Consider the following 20,769-nt stretch of genomic DNA (forward strand, 5'->3'; position numbering starts at 1 on the left):
ATGCCATCCCGTCGCGACGTCCTGGTCCTGGCCACCGGCCTCGGTACGCTGCTGGCCGTCGGGGCTCCCGCCCTGGCCCGCGGCGGCAGCGGCCACGCCCGCAGCGCCACCGCCATCACCCGGGTATTCGGCGACGGCATCCGCCTGGTCGCGGTCGCCGTGGAATACGACACCCCGGTCGAGAGCGCAGGGCTGTCGGCGGCGAGCTTCCGTGTCCAGGGCCGCACCGTGACCGGTGCCTATGCCAGCACCTCGGCCGATCCGGCCGACCGCGCGGCCGCCGGCCGCTTCGTCATCGTGGCGCTCTCGCCGGAGGACGAGAACGCGGCGCTGGCCGAGAAGCTCCCCGGGGCCGGCGGCGGCGCGGGCCCGGGCAGTGCCGGGAGCGGTGCAGGGGGCGCGGGCGGTGCAGGGGGCGGCCCGGGAGGTCCCGGCGGCGGTCCCGGCAAGGCCGGCGACATCCCCACCTACGACACCGTCTACCGGACGGCGCAGGCGGAGGTCGTGCAGGCCGGGACGGTCAGGACGGAAGCGGGCCGGAGCATCGCCGCCAGCGGCGCCGCACTGGCCACCACGCAGGTGGCAAACCTCATCGTCGACGACTTCCGCCAGCTCGAGTTCCAGGACGCGAAGACCGGCCGCGCCCTGCGCTACAACCTGTTCGTGCCCAAGGACTACGACGCCAGGAAGTCCTATCCGCTGGTGCTGTTCATGCACGACGCCGGCGCCACCAGCGACGTGACCCGCACCACGCTGTACCAGGGCCTGGGCGCGGTGGTGTGGGCGAGCCCGGAGAACCAGGCCCGGCGCCCGTGCTTCGTGCTGGCGCCGCAGTATCCCGAGATCATCGCCGACGACGACTCGCACACCTCGAACGCGCTCGATACCACCATCGACCTGATCAAGGCGCTGGCCGATGAGTACAGCATCGACCGTACGCGCCTGTACACCACCGGCCAGTCCGGCGGCTGCATGATGTCGATCGCGATGGACATCAAATATCCGGGGTTCTTCGCCGCGTCCTTCCTGGTCGCCGGCCAGTGGGACCCGGCGCTGGTGAAGCCGCTCGCCTCGCAGAAGCTGTGGATCCTGGTCTCGCAGGACGATAGCAAGGCCTTCCCGGGCGAGAACGCGATCACCGCGGTGCTGGAAAAGGAGGGCGCCAGGATCAGCCGTGCGACCTGGGACGGCACCTGGGATGCGGCGCAGTTCCGCGCCGCGTTCGAGAAGATCGACGCCGAGGGCAGCCCGATCAACTACGTGACCTTCGCCAAGGGCACGGTGATCCCCAGGGGCGACTCCAGTGCCGGCGCCAGCGGCCACCGCAACACCTGGCGCATCGCCTACACGATCGAGCCGATCCGCGAGTGGGTCTTCCGCCAGCACGGCTAGCCGGCACCGCGGCAGCCGGTGCCGGCTAGCGCCGTCGCGGCGATGCCGGGACGAAATGCCGGTGAGATGCCGGGATGGGATGCCGGGATGAGGCACCGCCGCCGGATTGGCCGATTGCCGGCCGGCCCGGCCGCCGCAGGCCGGCGCGGCGGGTACATGGCCGTGGCCGGGTTGCGCGACGGTGCCGGCGGAGCCAACGAAAAGGGGCGCGGCCTTGGCGCCGCGCCCCTTGGATCGCCGCCGCAGGGGCGGTCAGAAGAACAGGCGCACGCCGAAGGAGGCGTTGCGGCCGGGCAGGATCACGTCGTCCTTGAGGAACGAGGTGTGCACGCGGCCGACCTGATCGGTCAGGTTGTTGCCGTCCAGGAACACCTCCCACGAGGTGCGCCCGGCATCGATGTGGTACGCCACGTGCGCGTCCACCATGGTGTAGCCGGCGGTCGGGGTCTCGTTCTCGGCGACCTTGTCCTGCTTGTTGACCCGGGTGGCGCCCAGCGAGGCGCGCCAGGCGTTGTTCTCCCAGCGCAGCTGCGCGCCCACGCGCGAGGGCGCGATGCGCGGCAGGTTGCCGCCGTCGGCGAGCTTGCCGCGCACGGTGTCGCCGAACACGCGCAGGTCCCAGGCGCCGTTGGCGTTGTTGGCCAGGTGGAAGGTGGCTTCGCCTTCCAGGCCGTGGAAGCGGGCGTCGGCCTGGCTCCACTGGCGGATCGGCAGGTCCTCGTCCTCCTCGTCCCAGTACCAGCCCTCGCCGGTGTCCACCAGGTAGATGAAGTCGTTGTAGCGGTTGTAGTAGGCCGAGAGCTTGGCGTCCACCCAGTCGCTCTGGTAGTTCAGGCCCAGCTCGATCTGGTTGGCGGCCTCCTTCTTCAGGTCGGCGTTGCCGACCTCGTAGGCGAGGGTGGCGATGTGCGGGCCGTCGGCGAACAGTTCCTCCTCGGCCGGCGCGCGCTCGGCGTGGTCCAGGTTCAGGGTCAGGCGCCAGTTCGGGTTGAAGCGCCAGGCCCCGCTGAGCGAGACGCTGCCCGGGTGGAAGTCGCGGGAGATGCCGGTGGCGGTGTCGTACTTGACCTGGTCCACGCGCGCGCCGAACTCGGCCTGCAGCGGGCCCCACTCGTTGCGGGCGACCGCGAACAGGCCCAGCGACTTGGTGTCGGTGCGCGGCACGAAGGATTCCTCGCCCTCGGCCTCGAAGGTGGAATCGGCGCCCTGCAGGCCGATCGCGCTCTTCCAGCCGCCGGCGCTGAACGCCGCCTCGATGCGGCCCTCGTTGGCGTTCTTGCTGAAGGACGTGCCGACCTCGTCGCCCTCGAACTCGATGTGCTCGTACTTGGTGTGGCCGAAGCTGTAGCGCAGCGAGCTGCCTTCGCCCCACGGGTCGTTCAGCCCGCCCTTGAGCTCGTAGCGGTCCTGGTGCATCTGCAGCCACACCCCGCGCTCGCCCTCGGCCAGGTCGCCGGGCTCGCCCGGGTTGCCGTAGTTGTCGTGGAAGCGCGAGGCCGACACGCCGACGAAGCCCCAGTCGCCCGACAGCGAGGTGCCGACCGAGCCGGACTTGGTGTCGATGAAGGAATTGTCCTGGCGCCCGCGCGGGGTGTCGTAGTCCTTGGCATTGCGGTACACGCCGTCGGCGTGCATCGACAGGCCGCTGCCGTTGCCGGCATCGACGCGGAACATGTCGGTGTTGCCGTCCTTGTCGCCGCCGTCGAAGCGGGCCTCGACGCGGCCGCTGAAGCCATCGACCGGGGTCTCGGCGATGCGCCCGTCGACCACGTTGACCACGCCGCCGATGGCGCCGGAGCCGTACAGCAGGGTGGACGGGCCCTTGAGCACCTCGATCTGGTCGGCCAGGAACGGTTCCACGGCCGGCGAGTGGTCCTGGCTGACGGTGGAGACGTCCTGGCTGGACAGGCCGTCGTTGAGCACGGCCACGCGCGGGCCGTCCATGCCGCGGATCACCGGCCGGCCCACGCCGGGGCCGAAGTTGGAGCTCTGCACGCCGGGCAGCGTGGAGACGATCTCGCCGAGGCTGGCGCCGGCGCCGCGGGCCTCGTCCAGGCGCTCGCCGCCGAGCACTTCCACCGGCCGGCTGACGGCATTGGCCGCGTCGCGCAGCGGGCTGGCGGTGACGATCACCGCGTCCAGGTCCTTGGCATGGCGGTTGGCGTGGGTGTCGGCGTGGCGGGTATCGGTGGCCGGCGGGGCCTCCTGGGCCTGGGCGGCCAGCGGCGCGACCAGCGCGGCCAGGGACAGCGACAGCAACGAACGGCGGATGACGGGGGGATGGGATCGCATGTGGGAAACCTTGCTGGTAAAGGGGAACCGGGGAGGGCGAGGCGGCCGGGGCTCCCACGGATTTCCAACATGTTATGATATTTCATATCCGGTTGCCCACCTGCCAGACGTCATGCCCCCATCGCGCTCCCGTTCCCTGTCGCACTGGCTCGATCGCTTCGGCGCCACCGGCTCGCTGCTGTGCGCGGTGCATTGCGCGGCGTTGCCGATGCTGCTGGCGCTGCTGCCCTCGCTGGGGCTGGCCTTCCTGCTCGACGATGGCCTGGAGATCGGATTCGTGGCGTTCGTGAGCGGCCTCGGCCTGTGCAGCCTGGGCTGGAGCTACCGGCACCACCGCACCTTCCGCGCCCTCGGCGTGCTGGTGCTCGGGCTGGCACTGCTGTGGGCGGGCGTGCTGTACCCGCCGCTGCACGCTTCGCGCTGGCCGCACGCGCTGGTGATGACGCTCGGCGGCATGCTGGTGGGCGCCGCGCACCTGCTCAACCTGCGCCTGAACCACGGCCACGTGCACGGTCCGCAGTGCGCCCACTGAACGGCCGCGCAGGCCGGGGCGGCGGGGGCATGTGGTAGTCTTCCAGGCCTCGCGCGCTTCGCTGGCCGGAGCGGCGCGGACCAGTCCACCAGCTATTTTCAGGAGTAATCGCAATGGGTAAGGGTGACCGCAAGACCGCCAAGGGCAAGCGCTACAGCTCCAGCTACGGCAACGCCCGCCGCCACGTGGTGAGCAAGGTGGCCGTGGGTGCCGCCGCGCCGGTGGCCAAGAAGACCGTGGTCAAGGCCGCCAAGAAGACCGTGGCCAAGAAGACGGTCGCCAAGGCCGGCTGAGCCGGGCATTGCCCCTTGGGTCAAGAACGCGGCGCTTGCGCCGCGTTTTTTTTGCCGCCGCGATGGCCATCCCCAGCGGCGGCGTCCCCGCGCAGCGACGGCGTCAGCGCGGGCAGCAGGCGGTCGGGATCGCCATCATTGCGGGCCGCCGGGATCTGCAGCAGCCGGGCCAGCAGCGGGTAGACGTCGACGTTGTCGAATCCCGGCAGCACGAGGCCGCGGGCGAACGAGGGCCCGCGGGCGATGAACACCGCGCGCATCGAGGGCAGCGCCGGATCGTAGCCGTGCGAGCCGCGCACGGTGCCGGCGGCCAGGCGCCGGGCCGCCAGGTCCGGCTTCACCGCGTCCCAGCCTTCGTCCATCTGGCACACGATCGGCGGGATGCGCGGATCGGTGCCGTAGTGCCAGCGCGCCGGCAGCTGGCCGCGGCGCCAGCAGGCGTAGTGGGCGTGGCGACCGAGCAGGGCGCGCTCGGCGTCGGCCTCGCGGCCGGGGAGCGGCCGGAAGCCGACCGACTGGCCCGGCGAGACCGCCGCGGCGACGGCGGCCGGCACCATGTCGGTCACCGCGATCACCTGGCCGGCGGGCACGGTGGCCATGCCGTGGTCGGACACGACGACCACGTCCACCGCCTCCTCCAGCCCGGCCGCATGCAGGCCCCGGACCAGCCGGCCGATGCCGGCGTCCACCTCGCGCACCGCCTGCGCGTACTCGGGCGACTGCGGGCCATGCTCGTGGCCGGCATGATCGACCTGGTCGAAATACAGGGTCGCCAGCCGCGGCCGTTCGCCCGGCGGCTCGCGCAGCCAGCCCAGTACCTGGTCGACCCGGGCGTCGATCGGCACGCGGGCATCGAAGGGCTGCCAGCGGGTGGGGCGCACGCCGTCGATGGCGGCCTCGCTGCCGGGCCAGGACCAGGTATAGGCGCGCGCACCGGCCTGGATCACGCCCACCCACAGCGGCTGTCCGCCCCACCAGCGTCCATCGCCGACGGCCTGGCGGTCGGTCAGGCTGAACTCGCCCAGTGCGTCGTCGTGCATCGCGTTGTTGACGATGCCGTGGTGGTCCGGGCGCAGCCCGGTGACGAGCGTGTAGTGGTTGGGGAAGGTCAGCGACGGATAGGACGGGGTCATCCAGCGCGCACGCACCCCGCCAGCGGCCAGCGCGGCGAGGTTCGGCGCCTGCGCGGCGGTGACCGCGTCGGCACGCAGCCCGTCGATGGAGACCAGCAGCACGGTGGCCGGCGGCGTCCCGGCCGGCATCGCCGTGGCCGCGGCGGGCAGTGGCAAAACGGGCGGCCGGGACGGCGTGGCGCAGGCGGCCAGCAGCAGGGCGCAGGCCGCGCCCGCCAGGAAACGGGGGGATGTCATGGCCGCCGATGATAGCGGCCGTGGATGACGCCCGCGGGTCGGTCAGCGGCAGTGGGTGGCGGCCGTCGCCGCGGCGGCGGCGTGCTGCAGGGCGTGGCCTTCCAGCGCCAGCAGCGTGGCCTTGGCGGCGAGGCCGCCGGCGAACCCGGTCAGCCGGCCGTCGCGGCCGATCACGCGATGGCAGGGGACCACGATGGCCAGCGGGTTGCGGCCGTTGGCCGCGCCGACCGCGCGCACCGCGGCCGGGCGGCCGATCCGCGCGGCCAGCTGGGCGTAGCTCGTGGTGGCGCCGAAGGGCACCTGCCGCAATGCCCGCCACACCTCGTGCTGGAACGGCGTGCCCTGCGGCGCCAGCGGCAGGTCGAAGTCGCGACGGCGGCCGTGCAGGAACGCCAGGAACTGGTCGCGAAACGGCGCCAGCGCCGCCGGGTCGTGCCTCCAGCCGGTCATGTCCGGCGCATGGCGGGCGTGCTCGAACACGACGTGGCGCAGGCCGGCGCCGTCGATGGCCAGGACCAGGGGGCCGACCGGGCTGTCGAAGCGGTCGTAGTACAGGGACGGGTTCATGCGAGGTTCCTCGGCACGGAATCGGGAACGCCGTGCCACAGGTGCAGCACGGCATAGGCGCGCCACGGGCGCCAGGCCTGCGAGCGGGCCTGGGCCGTGGCCGCCGTGAGCGGACCGCCGGCGCCGAGGGCGCGGCGCAGGACCAGGTCGGCGGCGGGAAAGGCGTCCGGCTCGCCCAGGCGCAGGGCGATGTAGTGGGCGGTCCATTCGCCGATGCCGGGCAGGGCGCTGCAGGCCGCGACGAGCCGCTCCAGCGGCTGGCCGCCGCGCAGGTCCAGCCTGCCGTCGGCGCAGGCCGCCGCCAGCGCGCGCAGCGTGGCGGCGCGGCTGCGCGGCAGCCCCAGCGCCTCCAGCGGGGCCTGGTGCAGGCTGTCCGGGGTCGGGAAGGCGCGGTCCAGCCCCGGCGCCGCGGCGGCCAGCGGCCGGCCATGGCGTTCGACCAGGCGTGCGGCCAGCGTGGTCGCCGCGGCCACCGAGACCTGCTGGCCGAGCACCGCGCGCACGGCGATCTCGAAGCCGTCCCAGGCCCCGGGTACGCGCAGGCCGGGCCGGGCCCGCACGGAGGGCGCCAGCAGCGGGTCGGCGGCGAGCGTGGCGTTCACCGCGGCGGGATCGGCATCCAGGTCGAACAGCCGGCGCACGCCCCGCACCAGCGCCGGGATGGCGCGGGGATCGGGCACGCCGCCGATGTGCAGGCGCAGCTCGTCGCGGCGCGGTACGGCCTGCACGCACAGGGTGAGCGCACGGTCGCCTATCGCCACGACCCGCTCGTAGCGGTCGCTGCCGACGCGCTCGATGCCGGGGATGGCGCGGCGGCGCAGGAATGCGAGCAGCGCGGGGAAATCCAGCGGCGGGCGGTAGGCCAGGCGCAGCACCAGCCCCTCCCGGTGCCCGGGGATGGCCGGTCGCTGCCGGCGCAGGGCCGTGGGCGGCATCCCGCAGCCGGCCAGGAACGCGGCATTGAAGCGGCGCAGGCTGTTGAAGCCGGCGGCCAGGGCCACCTGGGTGACCGGCAGCGCGGTCTCGGTCAGCAGCTGCTTGGCCAGCAGCAGCCGGCGCGTGGCGTGCACCTGCACCGGCGTGGCGCCGAGCCGGTGCACGAAGATCCGCTGCAGCTGGCGCGCGCCGACGCCGACCCCGGCCGCCAGCCCGGCCATGCCGCCGTCCTGGAGCACGCCTTCGCCGATCAGCGCCAGTGCCTGGCGCAGGGCGGCCTCGTCATGGCGTTGCCAGGCCGGCGGCGACAGTTCCGGGCGGCAACGCAGGCACGGGCGGTAGCCGGCGGCGGATGCCGCCGCGGCGCTGGGGTAGTAGCGCACGTTGTCCGGGCGCGGCGCGGGGGCCGGGCATACCGGGCGGCAGTAGATCCCGGTACTGCGCACCGCGGTGAAGAACAGGCCGTCGAAGCGCGCGTCGCGGGCCAGGCGGGCACGTTCGCAGACGGAGCGGTCGGGCAGGGCGGAGGCGTCCATGGCCGGCAGTCTATGCCGCCGTCGCGGGCGGCACTGGCCGTTTCCGGACATGGGCCTGGCGGATTCAGGAGGGATTGCGTCCGCCCGGATGCGGCGGCACTAGACTGCCCGCATCTTCTCCGTGGCCGCCCTGCCGATGTGCTTTTCCCGCTGGTCCCGCTGGCTGTCGTGCCTGCTCGCGCTGCTGGCGGCCTGTTCGCGCACGCCGGAAACGCCGGCCCCGGCCGGGGTCCTCGCCCAGGCGGCGGTGGACGGCGACCACATGGTGTCCATCGACATGCAGGTGCCGGCCCCGGCTCCGTTGCCGGCCGCCGACAAGGGGCAATGGCCGGCGGCCGAGCTGCAGAACGGCCAGGCCTGGATATCCTGCGCCACCGACTACACCGGCGACGGCGGCGACGGCACCGCGGTGGCGGCGCTGGACCACGACACCCTGCACGATGCGCTCGCGCCGTGCGCCGACGGCGGGCTGCTGCGGCTGCGCTACGCCGGCAAGATCAACGACGGCTTCGCCGAGCTGGTGCGCCGGGTGGCGCTGCTGGCCGACGCGGCGCACATCGACCACCGCATCCTCGACCTGGACTCCAGCGGCGGCCAGGTCGAGTCGGCGGTGCGGGCGGGCGACGCCATCGGCGAGTCGGGCTGGACCATATGGGTGCGCGAGGGCTCGATCTGCCACAGCGCCTGCGTGTTCGTGCTCGCCGCCGGCGACAACCGGCTGATCGCCGGCCAGGTCGGCATCCACCGGATGATGCGCATCAGCTCCACCGCCACCTCGCGCGCCGAGCTCAACCGCGAGCTGCAGGAGGTCTACGCCAACGTCAAGGACTACCTGCAGCGCAACGGCGTGGCGGTGGCGGTGGCCGACCTGATGATGACCGTGCCCAACCGCAGCGTGCGCCTGCTCACCCACGAGGAACTGCGCGAATACGGCTTGGACGGCACCAACGCCGTGCAGGACGACCTCGACCGGATCCGCCAGATGCGCAAGTGCGGCGAGGATTTCGTGCGCCGCAAGGACGCCTTCCTGGCCGCCTTCGAGCGCCAGTGCCGCAAGGAGCAGGCCGACGTGGACGCGGTCACCACCTGCGGCCAGGCCCTCAAGCAGCGCTTCGGCTTTCCCGATCCGGGCTGCCCGCAGGAGAGCCCGCTGGCCGAGGCCGACGATCCGCTGGCGCTGCCGCGGCCGGTGCATGCGGTGGCCGGCACGACCGAGGCGGCGCCCGCGTCCGCCGCCGTCCCGGCATCCGCGCCGGCCCCGGGCGGCTGAGGGCGTGCACGCGGCCGTCCCGCGCGGCCCGCTAGACTCGCGCCCTCGACGGCCCGACCATTATCGCCATGCGCCCGATTCGCCCGTTGTTGCTGCCCGCCTGCGTGTTGCTGGTGTTGCCCGTGCTGGCACCGGCGCAGGCCCCGTCCACGCCTGCGCCGGCCCGGGTCGCGGTACCGGCGGCCGGCGGCGCGGCCACGGCCGGCCAGCAGGCGGCGCTGCAGCGCCAGGACGCGGAAATGACCCGCGCGGCGCTGAAGGCGGCGCAGATGATCGATGGCGGCCAGGTCGCGGCGCTGTGGGACGGCGCCTCGCCGGTGGTGCGCAAGGCGGTCACGCGCGAGGCGTTCCTGGCGGCGGTGCAGCAGGCGCGGGCGCAGGTCGGCGCGCTGGTGGGCCGTGGCCAGGCCTCGGTGAGCCGGACCCGCTTCGGGCCCGGCGCGCAGGTGCCGGAGGGCCTGTACGTCAACGTGAGTTTCGCCACCCGCTTCGCCAACGCGCCACGGCCGGTGCGCGAGCTGGTGTCCTTCCGCCTGGACGAGGACAAGGTCTGGCGCCTGTCCGGCTACAACCTGCGGGTCCCGCCGCGTTCCTGAGCGCGGCGACCGGCGACAACGGAGACGAAGCGCATGGCGATCGAATTGAGGATGCTGGGCTGGGCGATGGTGCTGGGCCTGCTGCAACTGGGCCTGGCCTCGGTGATGGCCACCCGCCAGCGCGGAGCGGCCTGGAATGCAGGCCCGCGCGATGGCGCGGTCGCGCCGCTGCAAGGCGTGGCCGGGCGCCTGGAGCGGGCCTGGGCCAACTACCGCGAGACCTTCCCGCTGTTCGCCGCGGCGGTGCTGGCGGTGATGTTCGCCGGCGCCCAGGACGGGCGCAGCGCGCTGGCCGTGCAGCTGTACTTCTGGGCGCGGCTGGCCTATGTGCCGGTCTACGCGGCCGGCATCCCGTACCTGCGCAGCGCCATCTGGGCGGTGTCGATGGTCGGGGTGGTGCTGCTGCTGTGGTCGCTGCTGGCCGCCGCGGGCTGATCCAGATCAACATGTCGCGCCGGCCGGCACGCTAGGCTGCGCCGCCATCGCAGGGAACACGGAACTACGCATGCAGAAGGTGGATGTACTCGTCGTCGGCGCCGGCCCGGTGGGCCTGAGCTTCGCCCGTTCGCTGGCCGGCTCGGGCCTTTCGCTGGCGCTGGTGGACCCGCAGCCGCGCGCGGCGCTGGCCGAGCCCGTCTTCGACGGGCGCGAGATCGCGCTGACCCATGCCTCGCGCGCGATCATGGAGCGGCTGGGCCAGTGGGCGTTCCTGCCCGTCGAGGACATCTCCGCGCTGCGCGATGCGCGGGTGATGAACGGTTCCTCGCCGTTTGCGCTGACCTTCGCCGCGCAGCAGCGGCAGGGCGGCGACCTGGGCTGGCTGGTGCCCAACCACCTGATCCGCCGCAGCGCCTGGCAGGCCGTGCAGGGCCAGGCCGGCCTGGAACTGCTGGACGGGTGCGCGGTCACCGCGCTGGCGCCGGGCCCGACCCACACCGAGGCGACGCTGTCCGACGGCCGGGTGCTGTCGGCGCGGCTGGTGGTCGCCGCCGACAGCCGCTTCTCCGGCACCCGCCGGATGATGGGCATCGGCGCGCAGATGCGCGATTTCGGCAAGACCATGCTGGTGTGCCGCATGCGCCACGCGCTGCCGCACCACCATGCTGCCTGGGAATGGTTCGGCTACGGCAAGACCCTGGCCCTGCTGCCGCTCAACGGCGAGCGCGCCGGCGCGGTGGTGACGCTGCCGCCGCGGGCGGTGGAGACGCTGCTGGCGATGGACGAGGCGACCTTCGGCACCGCCATCACCCGCCTGTTCGAGCACCGGCTGGGGCCGATGACCCAGGAGGGCAGCCGTCATGCCTATCCGCTGGTCGGCGTCTACGCCCACCGTTTCGTCGGGCCGCGCTACGCGCTCATCGGCGATGCCGCGGTCGGCATGCACCCGGTCACCGCGCACGGCTTCAACTTCGGCCTGCAGAGCCAGGAGCGGCTGTCGCGCGCGCTGCTGGCCGCGGCCCGCGGTGGCGGCGACATCGCCGACGCGGCGCTGCTGGCCGGCTACGAACGCGCGCACCGGCGCGCCACCCGGCCGCTGTACGAGGCCACCAACGCCATCGCCGCGCTCTACACCGACGATCGCCTGCCGGCGCGCGCGCTGCGCAACGCCGCGCTGCGCCTGGCCAACGGCGTGGCGCCGTTCAAGCGCGCCATCGCCGCGCACCTGACCCAGCGCGGTGCGCAGCTCCACTGACACGCCCGCCGGCAGGCGTTGACCGGGCATTGACCCGGTCGCGGCGGGACGGCCACTAGAATCGGCCACGGAAGCGCGCGCAGGCAGGCGTCGCGCAGGCATCGCGGGATCGTCGTGAAGAATTGGAAGAGCTGGCTGTCGCCGTCGGATTGGCTGCCGTTGCTGTATGCGCTGGGCGCGCTGGCGGTCACCGCGTTCCTGATCTGGGCATGGTGGAAGGGGCTGGAGAAGTTCAGCGGGCGCGTGCGCGACTGGAAGGGCACGCGCATCCGCGACATCCGCTTCCAGCGCGTGGTGCTGCTGGGCGAGGACCGCATCGTGGCCCTGCTGCGCACGCTGCTGGCCGGGGTGCGCTGGCTGGGCGCGCTGTGGATGCTGGGCGTGTGGCTGATCGTGGCGCTGCACTTCTTCCCGTCCACCCAGCTGATGGAGACCCAGCTTCTCGACGCCATCGCCGACCCGATGGCCGAGGTCGCGCTGGGCGTGGTGCGCTACATCCCCAAGCTGCTGTTCATCGTGTTCGCGGTGCTGGTGGTGCGCGTGCTGCTGCGCGGCGTCCACTTCTTCTTCCACCAGGTCTCGCTGGGCAACGTGCGCTTCCGCGGGTTCCACCCGGACTGGGCCGAGCCCACCTACCAGCTGGCCAAGATGCTGGTGATCGTGTTCCTGGTGATCGTGATCTTCCCGTACCTGCCGGCGTCCAGCTCCGGCGCGTTCAAGGGCATCTCGGTGTTCCTCGGCGTGCTGGTGTCGCTGGGCTCGTCCTCGGCGGTGGGCAACATCGTCTCCGGCGTGGTGCTGACCTACATGCGCCCGTACAGGGTGGACGACTACGTGCGCATCGCCCAGACCGAGGGCCGGGTGATCGAGCGCAGCCTGCTGCTGACCCGCGTGCAGACCCCGCAGAACGAGATCGTCACCATCCCCAACGCGCAGATCCTGGCCGGGCAGATGGTCAACTACAGCGGCATGGCGGCCGGCGACGGGGTGATCCTGCACATGCCGGTGGCGCTGGGCTACCAGGTGCCGTTCGCCAAGATCGAGCCGCTGCTGATGGAGGCGGTGCGGCGCACGCCGGAACTGGAGCAGACCCCGGCGCCGTACGTGATGCACGTGGGCCTGGACAACACCGTGGCGCGCTACGAGCTCAATGCCTACACCCGCAAGCCGCTGCGGCTGCCGTACATCTACTCGGACCTGCGCTTCAACGTGCAGGCGGTGTTCGCCGAGGCCGGCGTGGACCTGACCTCGCCGGTGTACTACCCGCGGCCGTCGCAGCTGGATATCCAGGAACGGCGGCCGTCGGCCTGAGCGATGCGATCGCCCGCGCTCGAAGCGGGCGATCCCGCCGCCGATGCGCCGCTCCTGCGGATGCCATCCGTGCCGTCGGCGCGTTGGGTCACCGGTTCCCGTGGAGGCCGGCGCGCATCCTCGGGGCCGAGCCGTACGACGCGTGATCGTGTTCGCCCACGCCCACGCCCACGGCGGCACCGGCACCGGCACCGGCACCGGCAAGCTGCCGGGCGCGCGGCGGAGGAGGCGGGGGAGGCAGCCGGCGACCACGCGGATGCGCATGCCGTCCAGCTCCACGACCTGGCCGGCGCGGATCTTGGCGGTCTTGCGCAGTTCCTGCGCCCCGTCCACGTACACCGCGCCGCTGGCCACGATCGCCTTGCCCTGGCCGCCGCTGTCGGCGATGCCGGCCAGCTTGAGCAGCTGGTTGAGTTCGACGAAGTCGCGGTCCAGTTCGAAATCCAGGGTCTGCATGGCGGGCGGGGACGGGAAGGAGCGGGACGGCGATTATCCTCCCGCGGCGGGTCCGGGCGGGCCCGCAGTCCGGTGGCCCGCCGCGCGTGGCGTCGCGCTCAGTCGCCGTCCGCGACCAGGTGGTCGCGGCCACGGCCCTTGGCGCGGTAGAGCCGGCGGTCGGTGCGTTCCAGCAACCGTTCGACCGGCGTGCCCGGTTCGGCCCAGGCCATGCCCATGCTGCAGGTGACCGCCTCGGACGGACTCTGGCGGGGATGCACGGCGCGCGACAGCGCCTGCCGGAACGGATGCAGCACCGCCAGGGCCTGCCCGGCATCGGCGGCCGGCAACAGCAGCAGGAACTCCTCGCCGCCGTAGCGGCCGATGCGGCAGCCGTCCGGGGCGTGGCGGGCCAGCCACTGGCCGAGGTCGGCGAGCACCTGGTCGCCGGCCAGGTGGCCATAGCGGTCGTTGATGCGCTTGAAGTGGTCGATGTCGATCAGGGCCACCGCCACGCCCGGGTCGCCGGCGGCCAGGCGTGCGCGCAGTTCCTGCATGATCGCCGGTCGGTTCGGCAGGCCGGTCAGCTCGTCGTGGGTGGCCTGGTGGCGCAGTTGCCGCTGGGTGCGTTCCAGCTCGCGCTTCTCCTGTTCCAGTTCGGCGGTACGCGCCGCGACCGCCTGCTCCAGGCGGCGGTTGCGTGCCAGCAGGTGGCGGTGGCGCCAGCGCCACAGGCCGGCGACGAGCAGCAGGACGAGGCACGCGGCGATGGCCCGGGCCCAGGCGCTGCCCCACCAGGGGGGACGAAGGTCCAGCCCGAAGCCCAGCAGCGGCGACAGGGCACGCCGGTCGACATCGAGGATCTGCAGCTGGAAGCGGTATCGCCCCGGTGCCAGCGGCGGGTAGCGCAGCACCGGGGTATCGGTCTGGATCCAGTCCTGGTCCAGTCCCAGCAGGCGATAGCGGAACTGCAGCGGGCGTCCGGTCTCGTTGCCCAGGGCGCCCAGGCGCAGGTCCAGCGGGCGGCCGGCGGCGAGCGTGTGCGCGCGTGCCGGATCGAGCACGGCCTGGCCGTAGCGCAGCGACAGGATGCGCGGCTGTGGCGTGCGCGAGCGCAGCAGCGCGTCCGGCGCCAGCAGCCGCGACACGCCGTTGGCCGTGCCCAGCCAGACGCTGCCGTCGTCGTCGGCGAGGAACGCGTTGTGGTCCATCTCGTTCCACACCAGGCCGTCGCTGCGGGTCAGGCGCGTCCAGTGGTCGTGGTCGAGCACGTCCACGCCATGGCCGCCGCCGGCCCACACCCGGCCCTGGCGGTCCAGGCGCAGGAAATAGAAGCGGCTGGTGGCCAGCAGCGGGTCGGTCACCGCCGCCAGGCGCAGCCGCGGGCCTTCGATGCGGCCCTCGTACAGTCCCGGCTCGGTGGAACTGAGCCATACCCGGCCGTCGGCGGCCACGGCGACATGCTCGTAGCCCTCGGGCGAGGCGCCGGCGGACACGACGTCCACGCGCCGCCAGGGGCCTTCGGGCGCGCGCCGGTACAGGCCGCTGCTGCATGCGGCCCACAGCGTGCCGCCGTCGTCCTCGGCCAGGTCCGAGCACATGCCGGGCGGGATCACGCCGGGCGCCTCGCGGCGGGCCTGGCCATCGTCCCCGACCCGGTACAGGCCGTCGATGCCGGCGGCCCACACCCGGCCGGCCCGGTCGCGGAAGCCGGTACGCACGAAGTCCGGCACCCGCGACACCGCCACGGTGCGCCCGTCGGTGCCGTCGTAGCGCAGGATCCGGCCGTCGAACAGGAATACCCAGACCCGGCCCCGGCCGTCGGTCACGAGCGTGCGCGCCTGCAGCGGCGGGGCCAGCTGCAGCGGCCAGGGATGCACCGTGCCGTCGCGGACATCGATGACGTTGCCGCCCTGTTCGTGGGCGATCCACACATGATCGGCGTCCACCCGCGCCAGCGACCAGGTAAGCGGGCTGCCCAGTCCCTGGCGCGAGGACCAGTTCTCGACGCGGTCGTAGCCGTCCCAGTGCAGCAGGCCGCGTCCGAACGTGCCCAGCCAGATCGAACCGTCGCGGGCGCGCGCCAGCGCCGAGAGGCCGACGTCGGGGATGCCCTCGTCGGTACCGAAGTGTTCCCACAGGCGGCCGTCCCAGCGCGCCAGCCCCTGGGCGTCGCGGGTGAGCAGGCGCCCGGCCGGGTCCTCGACCATGTCCAGGCTGCTGGCCGCCACGTCGCCCTTGCCGGCCGGGATGTCCTGGTCGAGGAACCGCGACTGGCCGGCGGGAAGGCGACGCAGGGCGCGCGGGCTGCGCACCCACAGGCTGCCGTCGCGGGTGGCGGCGAACGCCCGCCAGTCGCCGGCCGGCACGCCCTGGCCCGGCCCGAATACCTCGATCCGCTCGCCCTGCACCCGGCAGACCGCCTGGCCACAGCCCATCCACAGCGTGTCGCCGTGCGCGAACACGGCCGATACCTGCGCCAGCGACGGGTGCTGGCGCACCTGCGCGGGGGTGAAGGCCGGCGCCAGCGTCCAGCCGGCGGCCTCCGGCGCCGCTCGCGGCGACAGCCGCCACAGGCGCCGGCCCGAGACCAGCAGCAGGCTGCCGTCCGGGCGCGGGGCCAGGGTCTGGCCCCGGTCGGCGCGGATCGGACCGGTCGCACCGGCCACGGTGCGGAAGCGCTGGCCATGCCGGTACTGCAGGCCGGCGCGGGTGGCCACCCAGAAGCGCTCGCCGCCGTCGGCCAGCGCGACCACTTCCGAGACCGCGAAGCCCTGGTCGGGCCCGACATCGACGAAGCGCAGGCCGTCGTAGCGGTACAGGCCCATCTCGGTGCCGACCCACAGGTCGCCGTCGCCATCGAGCCCCAGCCGCGTCACCGACAGGGTGGTCAGCCCGCCGTCCTGGTCGTAGCTGCGCAGCGGCAGCTGGGTCGGCCCGGCCGCGAGCGGGCCCGACGCCAGCGCGGCCAGCAGGGCCAGTGCCCGCCAGCCGCGCCGCCAGCGGCCACCGCCGCGCCGCCCGGACGGGCAGGCGGTGGCGGCCGATGGCGGCGGAGAGAAGGCAGGCATTTCGATGCCCCTGGCATGATCGTCGGTGCGCGCCGGGCGCGGCAGGCTGAACGGCGTCCGCGGCGGTTTTCGACAGCGGGCCCTCGGCCCGGCACAATAACGGATCTTTGCCCGCCCGTTCGCGGCGGTGCCTCCGGAGTCCCCATGTCCCAAGATACCCCCGTGCCGCCGCGTTTCGCGGACCTCGGCCTGGCCGAGCCCGTCATGCGCGCGGTCGCCGATGTCGGCTACGAAACCCCTTCGCCGATCCAGGCGGCCACCATTCCCGCGCTGATGCAGGGCCGCGACGTGCTCGGCACGGCGCAGACCGGCACCGGCAAGACCGCCGCGTTCGCGCTGCCGCTGCTCTCGCGCCTGGACCTGGCGCGCACCACGCCGCAGGTGCTGGTGCTGGCACCCACGCGCGAGCTGGCCATCCAGGTGGCCGAGGCCTTCCAGACCTATGCCGCGCACCTGCCGGGCTTCCGCGTGCTGCCGATCTACGGCGGCCAGGCCTACGGGCCGCAGCTGGCGGCGCTGCGCCGCGGCGCACAGGTCGTGGTCGGCACCCCGGGCCGGGTGATCGATCACCTCGACCGCGGCACCCTGGACCTGTCCGGGCTGTCGGCGCTGGTGCTCGACGAGGCCGACGAGATGCTGCGCATGGGCTTCATCGACGACGTGGAGAAGGTGCTGGCTGCGCTGCCCGAGCAGCGCCAGGTGGCGCTGTTCTCGGCGACCATGCCGACCCAGATCCGGCGCATCGCCCAGACCCACCTGCGCGAGCCGGTGGAAGTCACCATCGCCGCCAAGACCACGACCTCGGCCAACATCCGCCAGCGCTACTGGTACGTCAGCGGCCTGCACAAGCTCGATGCGCTGACCCGCATCCTGGAGGTCGAGCCGTTCGACGCGATGATCGTGTTCGCCCGCACCAAGGCCGCCACCGAGGAGCTGGCCGACAAGCTGGCCGCGCGCGGCCTGGCCGCCGCGGCGATCAACGGCGACATGCAGCAGGCCCAGCGCGAGAAGACCATCCAGCAGCTCAAGGACGGCAAGCTCGACATCCTGGTGGCCACCGACGTGGCCGCGCGCGGGCTGGACGTGGAGCGCATCAGCCACGTGCTGAACTACGACATCCCCTACGACACCGAGAGCTACGTGCACCGCATCGGCCGCACCGGCCGCGCCGGTCGCAGCGGCGAGGCGATCCTGTTCGTCACCCCGCGCGAGAAGGGCATGCTGCGCCAGATCGAGCGCGCCACCCGCCAGCCGATCGAGGAGATGGCGCTGCCGAGCGTGGACGCGGTCAACGACATCCGCGTGACCCGGTTCCTGGAGCGCATCGATGCCGCGCTCGGCGCCGAGGACCTGGAGTTCTACCGCGGCCTGGTGCGCCGCTACGAGCAGGAGCGCAACGTGCCGCCGGCCGACATCGCCGCGGCGCTGGCACGCATGGCGCAGGGCGGCGCGCCGTTCCTGCTGAAGACGGCCGAGCCGGTGCACCGCGAGCGTCCGGCGGTCTCCAGCGGCGAGCGCCCGCCGCGCCGCGAGCACGCCGCCGCCGGCCCGCGCGAGCGTCCGGTGCGCGCGCCGCGTGCCGAGGGCGGCCCTGCCGCCGCGCACGACGGGGAGGCGCCACGGCGGCCCCGCGCCGCGGCCGACAAGGCGCCGCGCACCCCGCGCGAGGCGCCGGAGTTCGGCATGGAGACCTACCGCATCGAGGTCGGCCACGTGCACGGGGTCAAGCCGGCCAACATCGTCGGCGCGATCGCCAACGAGGCCGGGCTGGAGGCGCGCTACATCGGCCGCATCGACATCCACGACGACCATTCCGTGCTCGACCTGCCGGCGGAGATGCCGCGCGAGATCCTGCAGCACCTGAAGAAGGTGTGGGTCTCCGGCCAGCAGCTGCAGATGCGCAAGGTCGGTGCCGATGCGCGCGAGGACGAGGCGCCGGGGCATGCGTCGCATCCGCGCCGCCCGGCCGGTCCGAGGCCGCCGCGCAAGGGCCCGCCGCGCCCGCGCGACTGAGGTCGCGCCTCTTGGCGTGCGGCCGGCCGCGGCCCGCACGCCGGTACGCCGTCGGGCCGCCGCATCCGCGGCGCGGGCGGCTCAGCGCCCGGCGACGGGCGCCGCGCCGCGGCGCCAGCGCTCCAGCAGCGGCTGCACGAACACCGCGGCGAGGATGATCGCCACGCCCAGGTAGAACATCGGCGTCAGCTCGCGCTGTTCGCCCAGCAGCAGCGCGGCCAGGGCGATGGCGTAGACCGGTTCCAGGTTGGTGATCAGCTGCACGCTGTAGGCGCTGAGCAGGCGCAGCGCCACCAGCACCAGGGCGAACGGCAGCAGGGTGCAGGCCAGGGCCAGCACCAGCAGCAGCGCCGCGTCGTGCCGGTCCGGCAGCACCCACGGGCTGGAGGCCAGCAGCGGCAGCACGAACGGCAGCAGCGGCGCCAGCGCGGTCAGCGTGAGGGTGCCCGCGCCCAACTCCAGCGCGGTCACGGTGAGCGCGTCGGCATCGCCGGCCAGGCGCTTGTTCAACGAGCCGAAGACCGCCACCAGCAGGGCCGAGCAGGCGCCGACGATCACGCCCACGCGCATGCCGTGCGGCACGCCGCCGACCACCATGGCCACGCCCGGCAGCACCGCGATGCCGAAGGCCAGCTCGCGCGGGCGGAACGGGCGATGGGCGATCCATGGCTCGATCACCGCGGTGAACGCCGGTGCCAGGGCGATGCAGGTGGCGGCCACCGAGGCGTTGGCCAGCTTGATCGCCCCGTAGAAGGTCAGCCAGTGCAGCGCCACCAGCATGCCCACGCCGGCGTAGCCCCAGCGCAGGCGCGGAGGCAGCGCGACCAGCCCGCGCCAGGTCCGCGGCACCAGCGCCAGGGTGGCCACCACCAGCAGCATCCGCCACCACACCAGCGCCAGTGCCGGCAGGGTGATCAGTTTGCCGAGGATGGCGGTGAGCCCCCACAGCAGGACGCAGAAATGGGTCTGCAGCAGGGCGATGCGGCGGGTGTCGTGGGGCATCGGCGCATTGTCGCCGATCGCCGCGCCGGCGGCAGCTCAGGCACCGCTGCGCAGCAGCTCGATCAGGCGCATGGCCGCGGCCGGGTTGTGCTGCTTGGCCGCGGCGATGAAGAAGGCGAACACCTCGCGCCGCGCCCGGCCGTCGGCGGGCGCGGCCAGGTGCGGCAGCTCGGCCGGGTCGGCACCGGCGCGCCAGCACCGCAGGCGCCGCGCCCAGTCGTGCAGCGCCGGCTCCGGGTAGCCGGTGGCGATGCCGGGCGCGCTGCGCATCAGCCGCGCATAGACGAAGTCGGCGCTGAGGTCGGCCCAGGACGGATGGTCGGGCGAATCGGTATAGACCAGTGCCATGCCGTGGCGCCGTGCCAGGGCCAGCAATTCCGGGGTCCAGAAGCCGGCCACGCGCATCTCGATGGCGTGGCGCAGGCGCCGGCCCTCGACCCGGGCCGGCAGCAGTTCCAGGAAGGCGGCGAAATCGTCTGCATCCAGCCGCGCGCGGTCCTCGAACTGCCAGGACAGCACCGCCAGGCGGTCGCCCAGCGCGGCGATGCCGGCGACGAAGTCCTCCACCTGGGCGCGGTTGCCGGCCAGGCGCCGGGCCGCGGTGATGCGGCGCGGCGCCTTGGCGGTGAACACGAAGCCCTCCGGGGTCTGCTCGCGCCAGCCGGCGTAGATCGCCGGCTTCTGCTGGCCGTACCAGGTGCCGTTGATCTCGATGGCGCCGACGTGGCGGCTGGCGTATTCCAGCTCGCGGCGCTGCACCAGCCCGGGCGGATAGAACACACCGCCGCGCCACGGCGCGTAGGTCCAGCCACCGATGCCGACGTGGATGCCGTCGATCGAAGGCGCGGGCGGATCGAACAGGTCGGTCATGTGGCGGTGTCGTGCAGGGCCGGGGATCCATTGTGCCAGCGGGGATCGCGCCAGGACCCGGCGCAACCGGGACGAAGGCCGGAGGAGGAAGCGGACATCGCGCGTGCCCATGGCCTGGTGCCGCGGTGCGCAGGACAGGGAAGCGCATTCGCGTGCCCATTCGCATGCGCATCCGCGGCGCGGTCAATTCGGCCGGCGCCGGCGCGGCCGGGTGGATCGGGCCGCCTGTCTTGTGCGGATGGGCCGCGTGCGGGGATGGCCGTGCCGGGCGCGGATCGACAGGCGTGGCGCACGGCGTGGGGCTCGACGTTCGCGGCGCGACATCGGCCGGGATGCGCTGTTCTCGTCCTGTCCATTCGTGCGCGCTTTCCATTCGTCCGCGGCGCCGCGCATCGTCCAGTCCGTGCGTCGCGCGCCAGCAGGATCTTGGCTCCCCGGGTGCTGGCCAGGATGTTGCCTGCGATCGTCATAGTCATGGCCGCGTTGCGGCGACGCGTGAGTAGAGGTGGCGCCAGCACGCGCTGAGGACATCCTTGCATCCTTGCATCCTTGCATCCTTGCATCCTTGCATCGGGGCATCGGGGCATCGG

16 protein-coding genes and 1 pseudogene are annotated in these 20,769 nt (G+C 73.4%); 9 read left to right on the forward strand and 8 right to left on the reverse strand.

All coding sequences use genetic code 11. The features are described 5' to 3' along the window. A complete protein-coding gene (locus BN3794_RS05735; protein WP_066094644.1) occupies positions 1 to 1,392 on the forward strand; it encodes a carboxylesterase family protein in 1,392 nt (463 codons plus the stop codon). A 252-nt stretch (positions 1,393 to 1,644) separates the two neighbouring features. Here the strand turns inward: BN3794_RS05735 and BN3794_RS05740 are convergent, their stop codons facing one another. Beyond that, positions 1,645 to 3,684, reverse strand: a complete 2,040-nt coding sequence (locus BN3794_RS05740) for a TonB-dependent receptor (RefSeq protein ID WP_066094647.1) — start codon at positions 3,682 to 3,684, stop codon at positions 1,645 to 1,647. Between the two features lie 112 nt (positions 3,685 to 3,796). Here BN3794_RS05740 and BN3794_RS05745 point away from each other — a divergent pair, with 112 nt between their 5' ends. Next, on the forward strand, positions 3,797 to 4,216 hold the full coding sequence (locus tag BN3794_RS05745) for a MerC domain-containing protein (RefSeq protein ID WP_066094650.1): 420 nt from the start codon (positions 3,797 to 3,799) through the stop codon (positions 4,214 to 4,216). 113 nt (positions 4,217 to 4,329) lie between these two features. After that, a complete protein-coding gene (locus BN3794_RS05750) occupies positions 4,330 to 4,509 on the forward strand; it encodes a 30S ribosomal protein THX (RefSeq protein WP_066094653.1) in 180 nt (59 codons plus the stop codon). A gap of 20 nt (positions 4,510 to 4,529) precedes the next feature. Here BN3794_RS05750 and BN3794_RS05755 read toward each other — a convergent pair whose 3' ends face one another. From BN3794_RS05755 to BN3794_RS05765, 3 genes are read right to left on the reverse strand one after another with little or no spacing between them, the layout of a single operon-like run. Next, a complete protein-coding gene (locus tag BN3794_RS05755; RefSeq protein WP_078059609.1) occupies positions 4,530 to 5,879 on the reverse strand; it encodes an alkaline phosphatase family protein in 1,350 nt (449 codons plus the stop codon). A 42-nt stretch (positions 5,880 to 5,921) separates the two neighbouring features. After that, positions 5,922 to 6,446, reverse strand: a complete 525-nt coding sequence (locus BN3794_RS05760; protein ID WP_066094657.1) for a methylated-DNA--[protein]-cysteine S-methyltransferase — start codon at positions 6,444 to 6,446, stop codon at positions 5,922 to 5,924. Then, on the reverse strand, positions 6,443 to 7,918 hold the full coding sequence (locus tag BN3794_RS05765) for an AlkA N-terminal domain-containing protein (RefSeq protein ID WP_066094660.1): 1,476 nt from the start codon (positions 7,916 to 7,918) through the stop codon (positions 6,443 to 6,445). Before BN3794_RS05765 ends, BN3794_RS05760 begins: the two co-directional genes overlap by 4 nt. Before the next feature lie 136 nt (positions 7,919 to 8,054). On the opposite strand from BN3794_RS05765, the gene BN3794_RS05770 reads away from it, so the two are divergent. The 5 genes from BN3794_RS05770 (at position 8,055) to BN3794_RS05790 (ending at position 12,788) form a co-directional block, all read left to right on the forward strand. Beyond that, on the forward strand, positions 8,055 to 9,188 hold the full coding sequence (locus BN3794_RS05770; protein WP_066097042.1) for a COG3904 family protein: 1,134 nt from the start codon (positions 8,055 to 8,057) through the stop codon (positions 9,186 to 9,188). A gap of 68 nt (positions 9,189 to 9,256) precedes the next feature. Then, a complete protein-coding gene (locus tag BN3794_RS05775; protein ID WP_066094663.1) occupies positions 9,257 to 9,784 on the forward strand; it encodes a DUF4019 domain-containing protein in 528 nt (175 codons plus the stop codon). Between the two features lie 33 nt (positions 9,785 to 9,817). After that, on the forward strand, positions 9,818 to 10,219 hold the full coding sequence (locus BN3794_RS05780) for an MAPEG family protein (protein WP_066094666.1): 402 nt from the start codon (positions 9,818 to 9,820) through the stop codon (positions 10,217 to 10,219). A 70-nt stretch (positions 10,220 to 10,289) separates the two neighbouring features. After that, a complete protein-coding gene (gene ubiM / locus BN3794_RS05785; protein WP_066094669.1) occupies positions 10,290 to 11,477 on the forward strand; it encodes a 5-demethoxyubiquinol-8 5-hydroxylase UbiM in 1,188 nt (395 codons plus the stop codon). 114 nt (positions 11,478 to 11,591) lie between these two features. Continuing rightward, complete coding sequence (locus tag BN3794_RS05790) at positions 11,592 to 12,788, forward strand: mechanosensitive ion channel family protein (RefSeq protein WP_066094671.1); 1,197 nt, start codon at positions 11,592 to 11,594, stop codon at positions 12,786 to 12,788. Between the two features lie 243 nt (positions 12,789 to 13,031). Here the strand turns inward: BN3794_RS05790 and BN3794_RS15810 are convergent. Together BN3794_RS15810 and BN3794_RS05795 are read right to left on the reverse strand one after the other, a co-directional pair. Further along, positions 13,032 to 13,244, reverse strand: a pseudogene (locus tag BN3794_RS15810) (RNA-binding S4 domain-containing protein); the annotation flags it as partial. 98 nt (positions 13,245 to 13,342) lie between these two features. Next, positions 13,343 to 16,294 carry a ligand-binding sensor domain-containing diguanylate cyclase gene (locus tag BN3794_RS05795; RefSeq protein ID WP_066094674.1) on the reverse strand — a complete coding sequence of 984 codons (2,952 nt, stop codon included), beginning with the start codon at positions 16,292 to 16,294 and terminating at the stop codon, positions 13,343 to 13,345. A 144-nt stretch (positions 16,295 to 16,438) separates the two neighbouring features. Here BN3794_RS05795 and BN3794_RS05800 point away from each other — a divergent pair, with 144 nt between their 5' ends. Then, positions 16,439 to 18,307: a DEAD/DEAH box helicase gene (locus tag BN3794_RS05800; protein ID WP_066094677.1), complete on the forward strand. Its 1,869-nt coding sequence runs from the start codon at positions 16,439 to 16,441 to the stop codon at positions 18,305 to 18,307. An 81-nt stretch (positions 18,308 to 18,388) separates the two neighbouring features. Here the strand turns inward: BN3794_RS05800 and BN3794_RS05805 are convergent, their stop codons facing one another. After that, positions 18,389 to 19,309 carry a DMT family transporter gene (locus BN3794_RS05805; RefSeq protein ID WP_066094680.1) on the reverse strand — a complete coding sequence of 307 codons (921 nt, stop codon included), beginning with the start codon at positions 19,307 to 19,309 and terminating at the stop codon, positions 18,389 to 18,391. 36 nt (positions 19,310 to 19,345) lie between these two features. Further along, the gene (locus tag BN3794_RS05810; RefSeq protein ID WP_066094683.1) at positions 19,346 to 20,179 is read right to left on the reverse strand and encodes a DUF72 domain-containing protein; all 834 of its coding nucleotides are present in this window, start codon (positions 20,177 to 20,179) and stop codon (positions 19,346 to 19,348) included. Between the last annotated feature and the right edge of the window lie 590 nt (positions 20,180 to 20,769).

It is taken from the genome of Xanthomonas massiliensis (assembly GCF_900018785.1).
GTDB classification, from domain to species: domain Bacteria; phylum Pseudomonadota; class Gammaproteobacteria; order Xanthomonadales; family Xanthomonadaceae; genus Xanthomonas_B; species Xanthomonas_B massiliensis.

Excerpts from the sequence above, each read along its gene's own strand:
- ubiM (WP_066094669.1), top strand. The coding sequence starts at position 10,290 with ATGCAGAAGGTGGATGTACTCGTCGTCGGCGCCGGCCCGGTGGGCCTG.
- BN3794_RS05735 (WP_066094644.1), top strand. The coding sequence starts at position 1 with ATGCCATCCCGTCGCGACGTCCTGGTCCTGGCCACCGGCCTCGGTACG.
- BN3794_RS05800 (WP_066094677.1), top strand. The coding sequence starts at position 16,439 with ATGTCCCAAGATACCCCCGTGCCGCCGCGTTTCGCGGACCTCGGCCTG.
- BN3794_RS05750 (WP_066094653.1), top strand. The coding sequence starts at position 4,330 with ATGGGTAAGGGTGACCGCAAGACCGCCAAGGGCAAGCGCTACAGCTCC.
- BN3794_RS05765 (WP_066094660.1), bottom strand. The coding sequence starts at position 7,918 with ATGGACGCCTCCGCCCTGCCCGACCGCTCCGTCTGCGAACGTGCCCGC.
- BN3794_RS05810 (WP_066094683.1), bottom strand. The coding sequence starts at position 20,179 with ATGACCGACCTGTTCGATCCGCCCGCGCCTTCGATCGACGGCATCCAC.
- BN3794_RS05770 (WP_066097042.1), top strand. The coding sequence starts at position 8,055 with ATGTGCTTTTCCCGCTGGTCCCGCTGGCTGTCGTGCCTGCTCGCGCTG.
- BN3794_RS05755 (WP_078059609.1), bottom strand. The coding sequence starts at position 5,879 with ATGACATCCCCCCGTTTCCTGGCGGGCGCGGCCTGCGCCCTGCTGCTG.
- BN3794_RS05780 (WP_066094666.1), top strand. The coding sequence starts at position 9,818 with ATGGCGATCGAATTGAGGATGCTGGGCTGGGCGATGGTGCTGGGCCTG.
- BN3794_RS05805 (WP_066094680.1), bottom strand. The coding sequence starts at position 19,309 with ATGCCCCACGACACCCGCCGCATCGCCCTGCTGCAGACCCATTTCTGC.
- BN3794_RS05740 (WP_066094647.1), bottom strand. The coding sequence starts at position 3,684 with ATGCGATCCCATCCCCCCGTCATCCGCCGTTCGTTGCTGTCGCTGTCC.
- BN3794_RS05745 (WP_066094650.1), top strand. The coding sequence starts at position 3,797 with ATGCCCCCATCGCGCTCCCGTTCCCTGTCGCACTGGCTCGATCGCTTC.
- BN3794_RS05795 (WP_066094674.1), bottom strand. The coding sequence starts at position 16,294 with ATGCCTGCCTTCTCTCCGCCGCCATCGGCCGCCACCGCCTGCCCGTCC.
- BN3794_RS05760 (WP_066094657.1), bottom strand. The coding sequence starts at position 6,446 with ATGAACCCGTCCCTGTACTACGACCGCTTCGACAGCCCGGTCGGCCCC.
- BN3794_RS05775 (WP_066094663.1), top strand. The coding sequence starts at position 9,257 with ATGCGCCCGATTCGCCCGTTGTTGCTGCCCGCCTGCGTGTTGCTGGTG.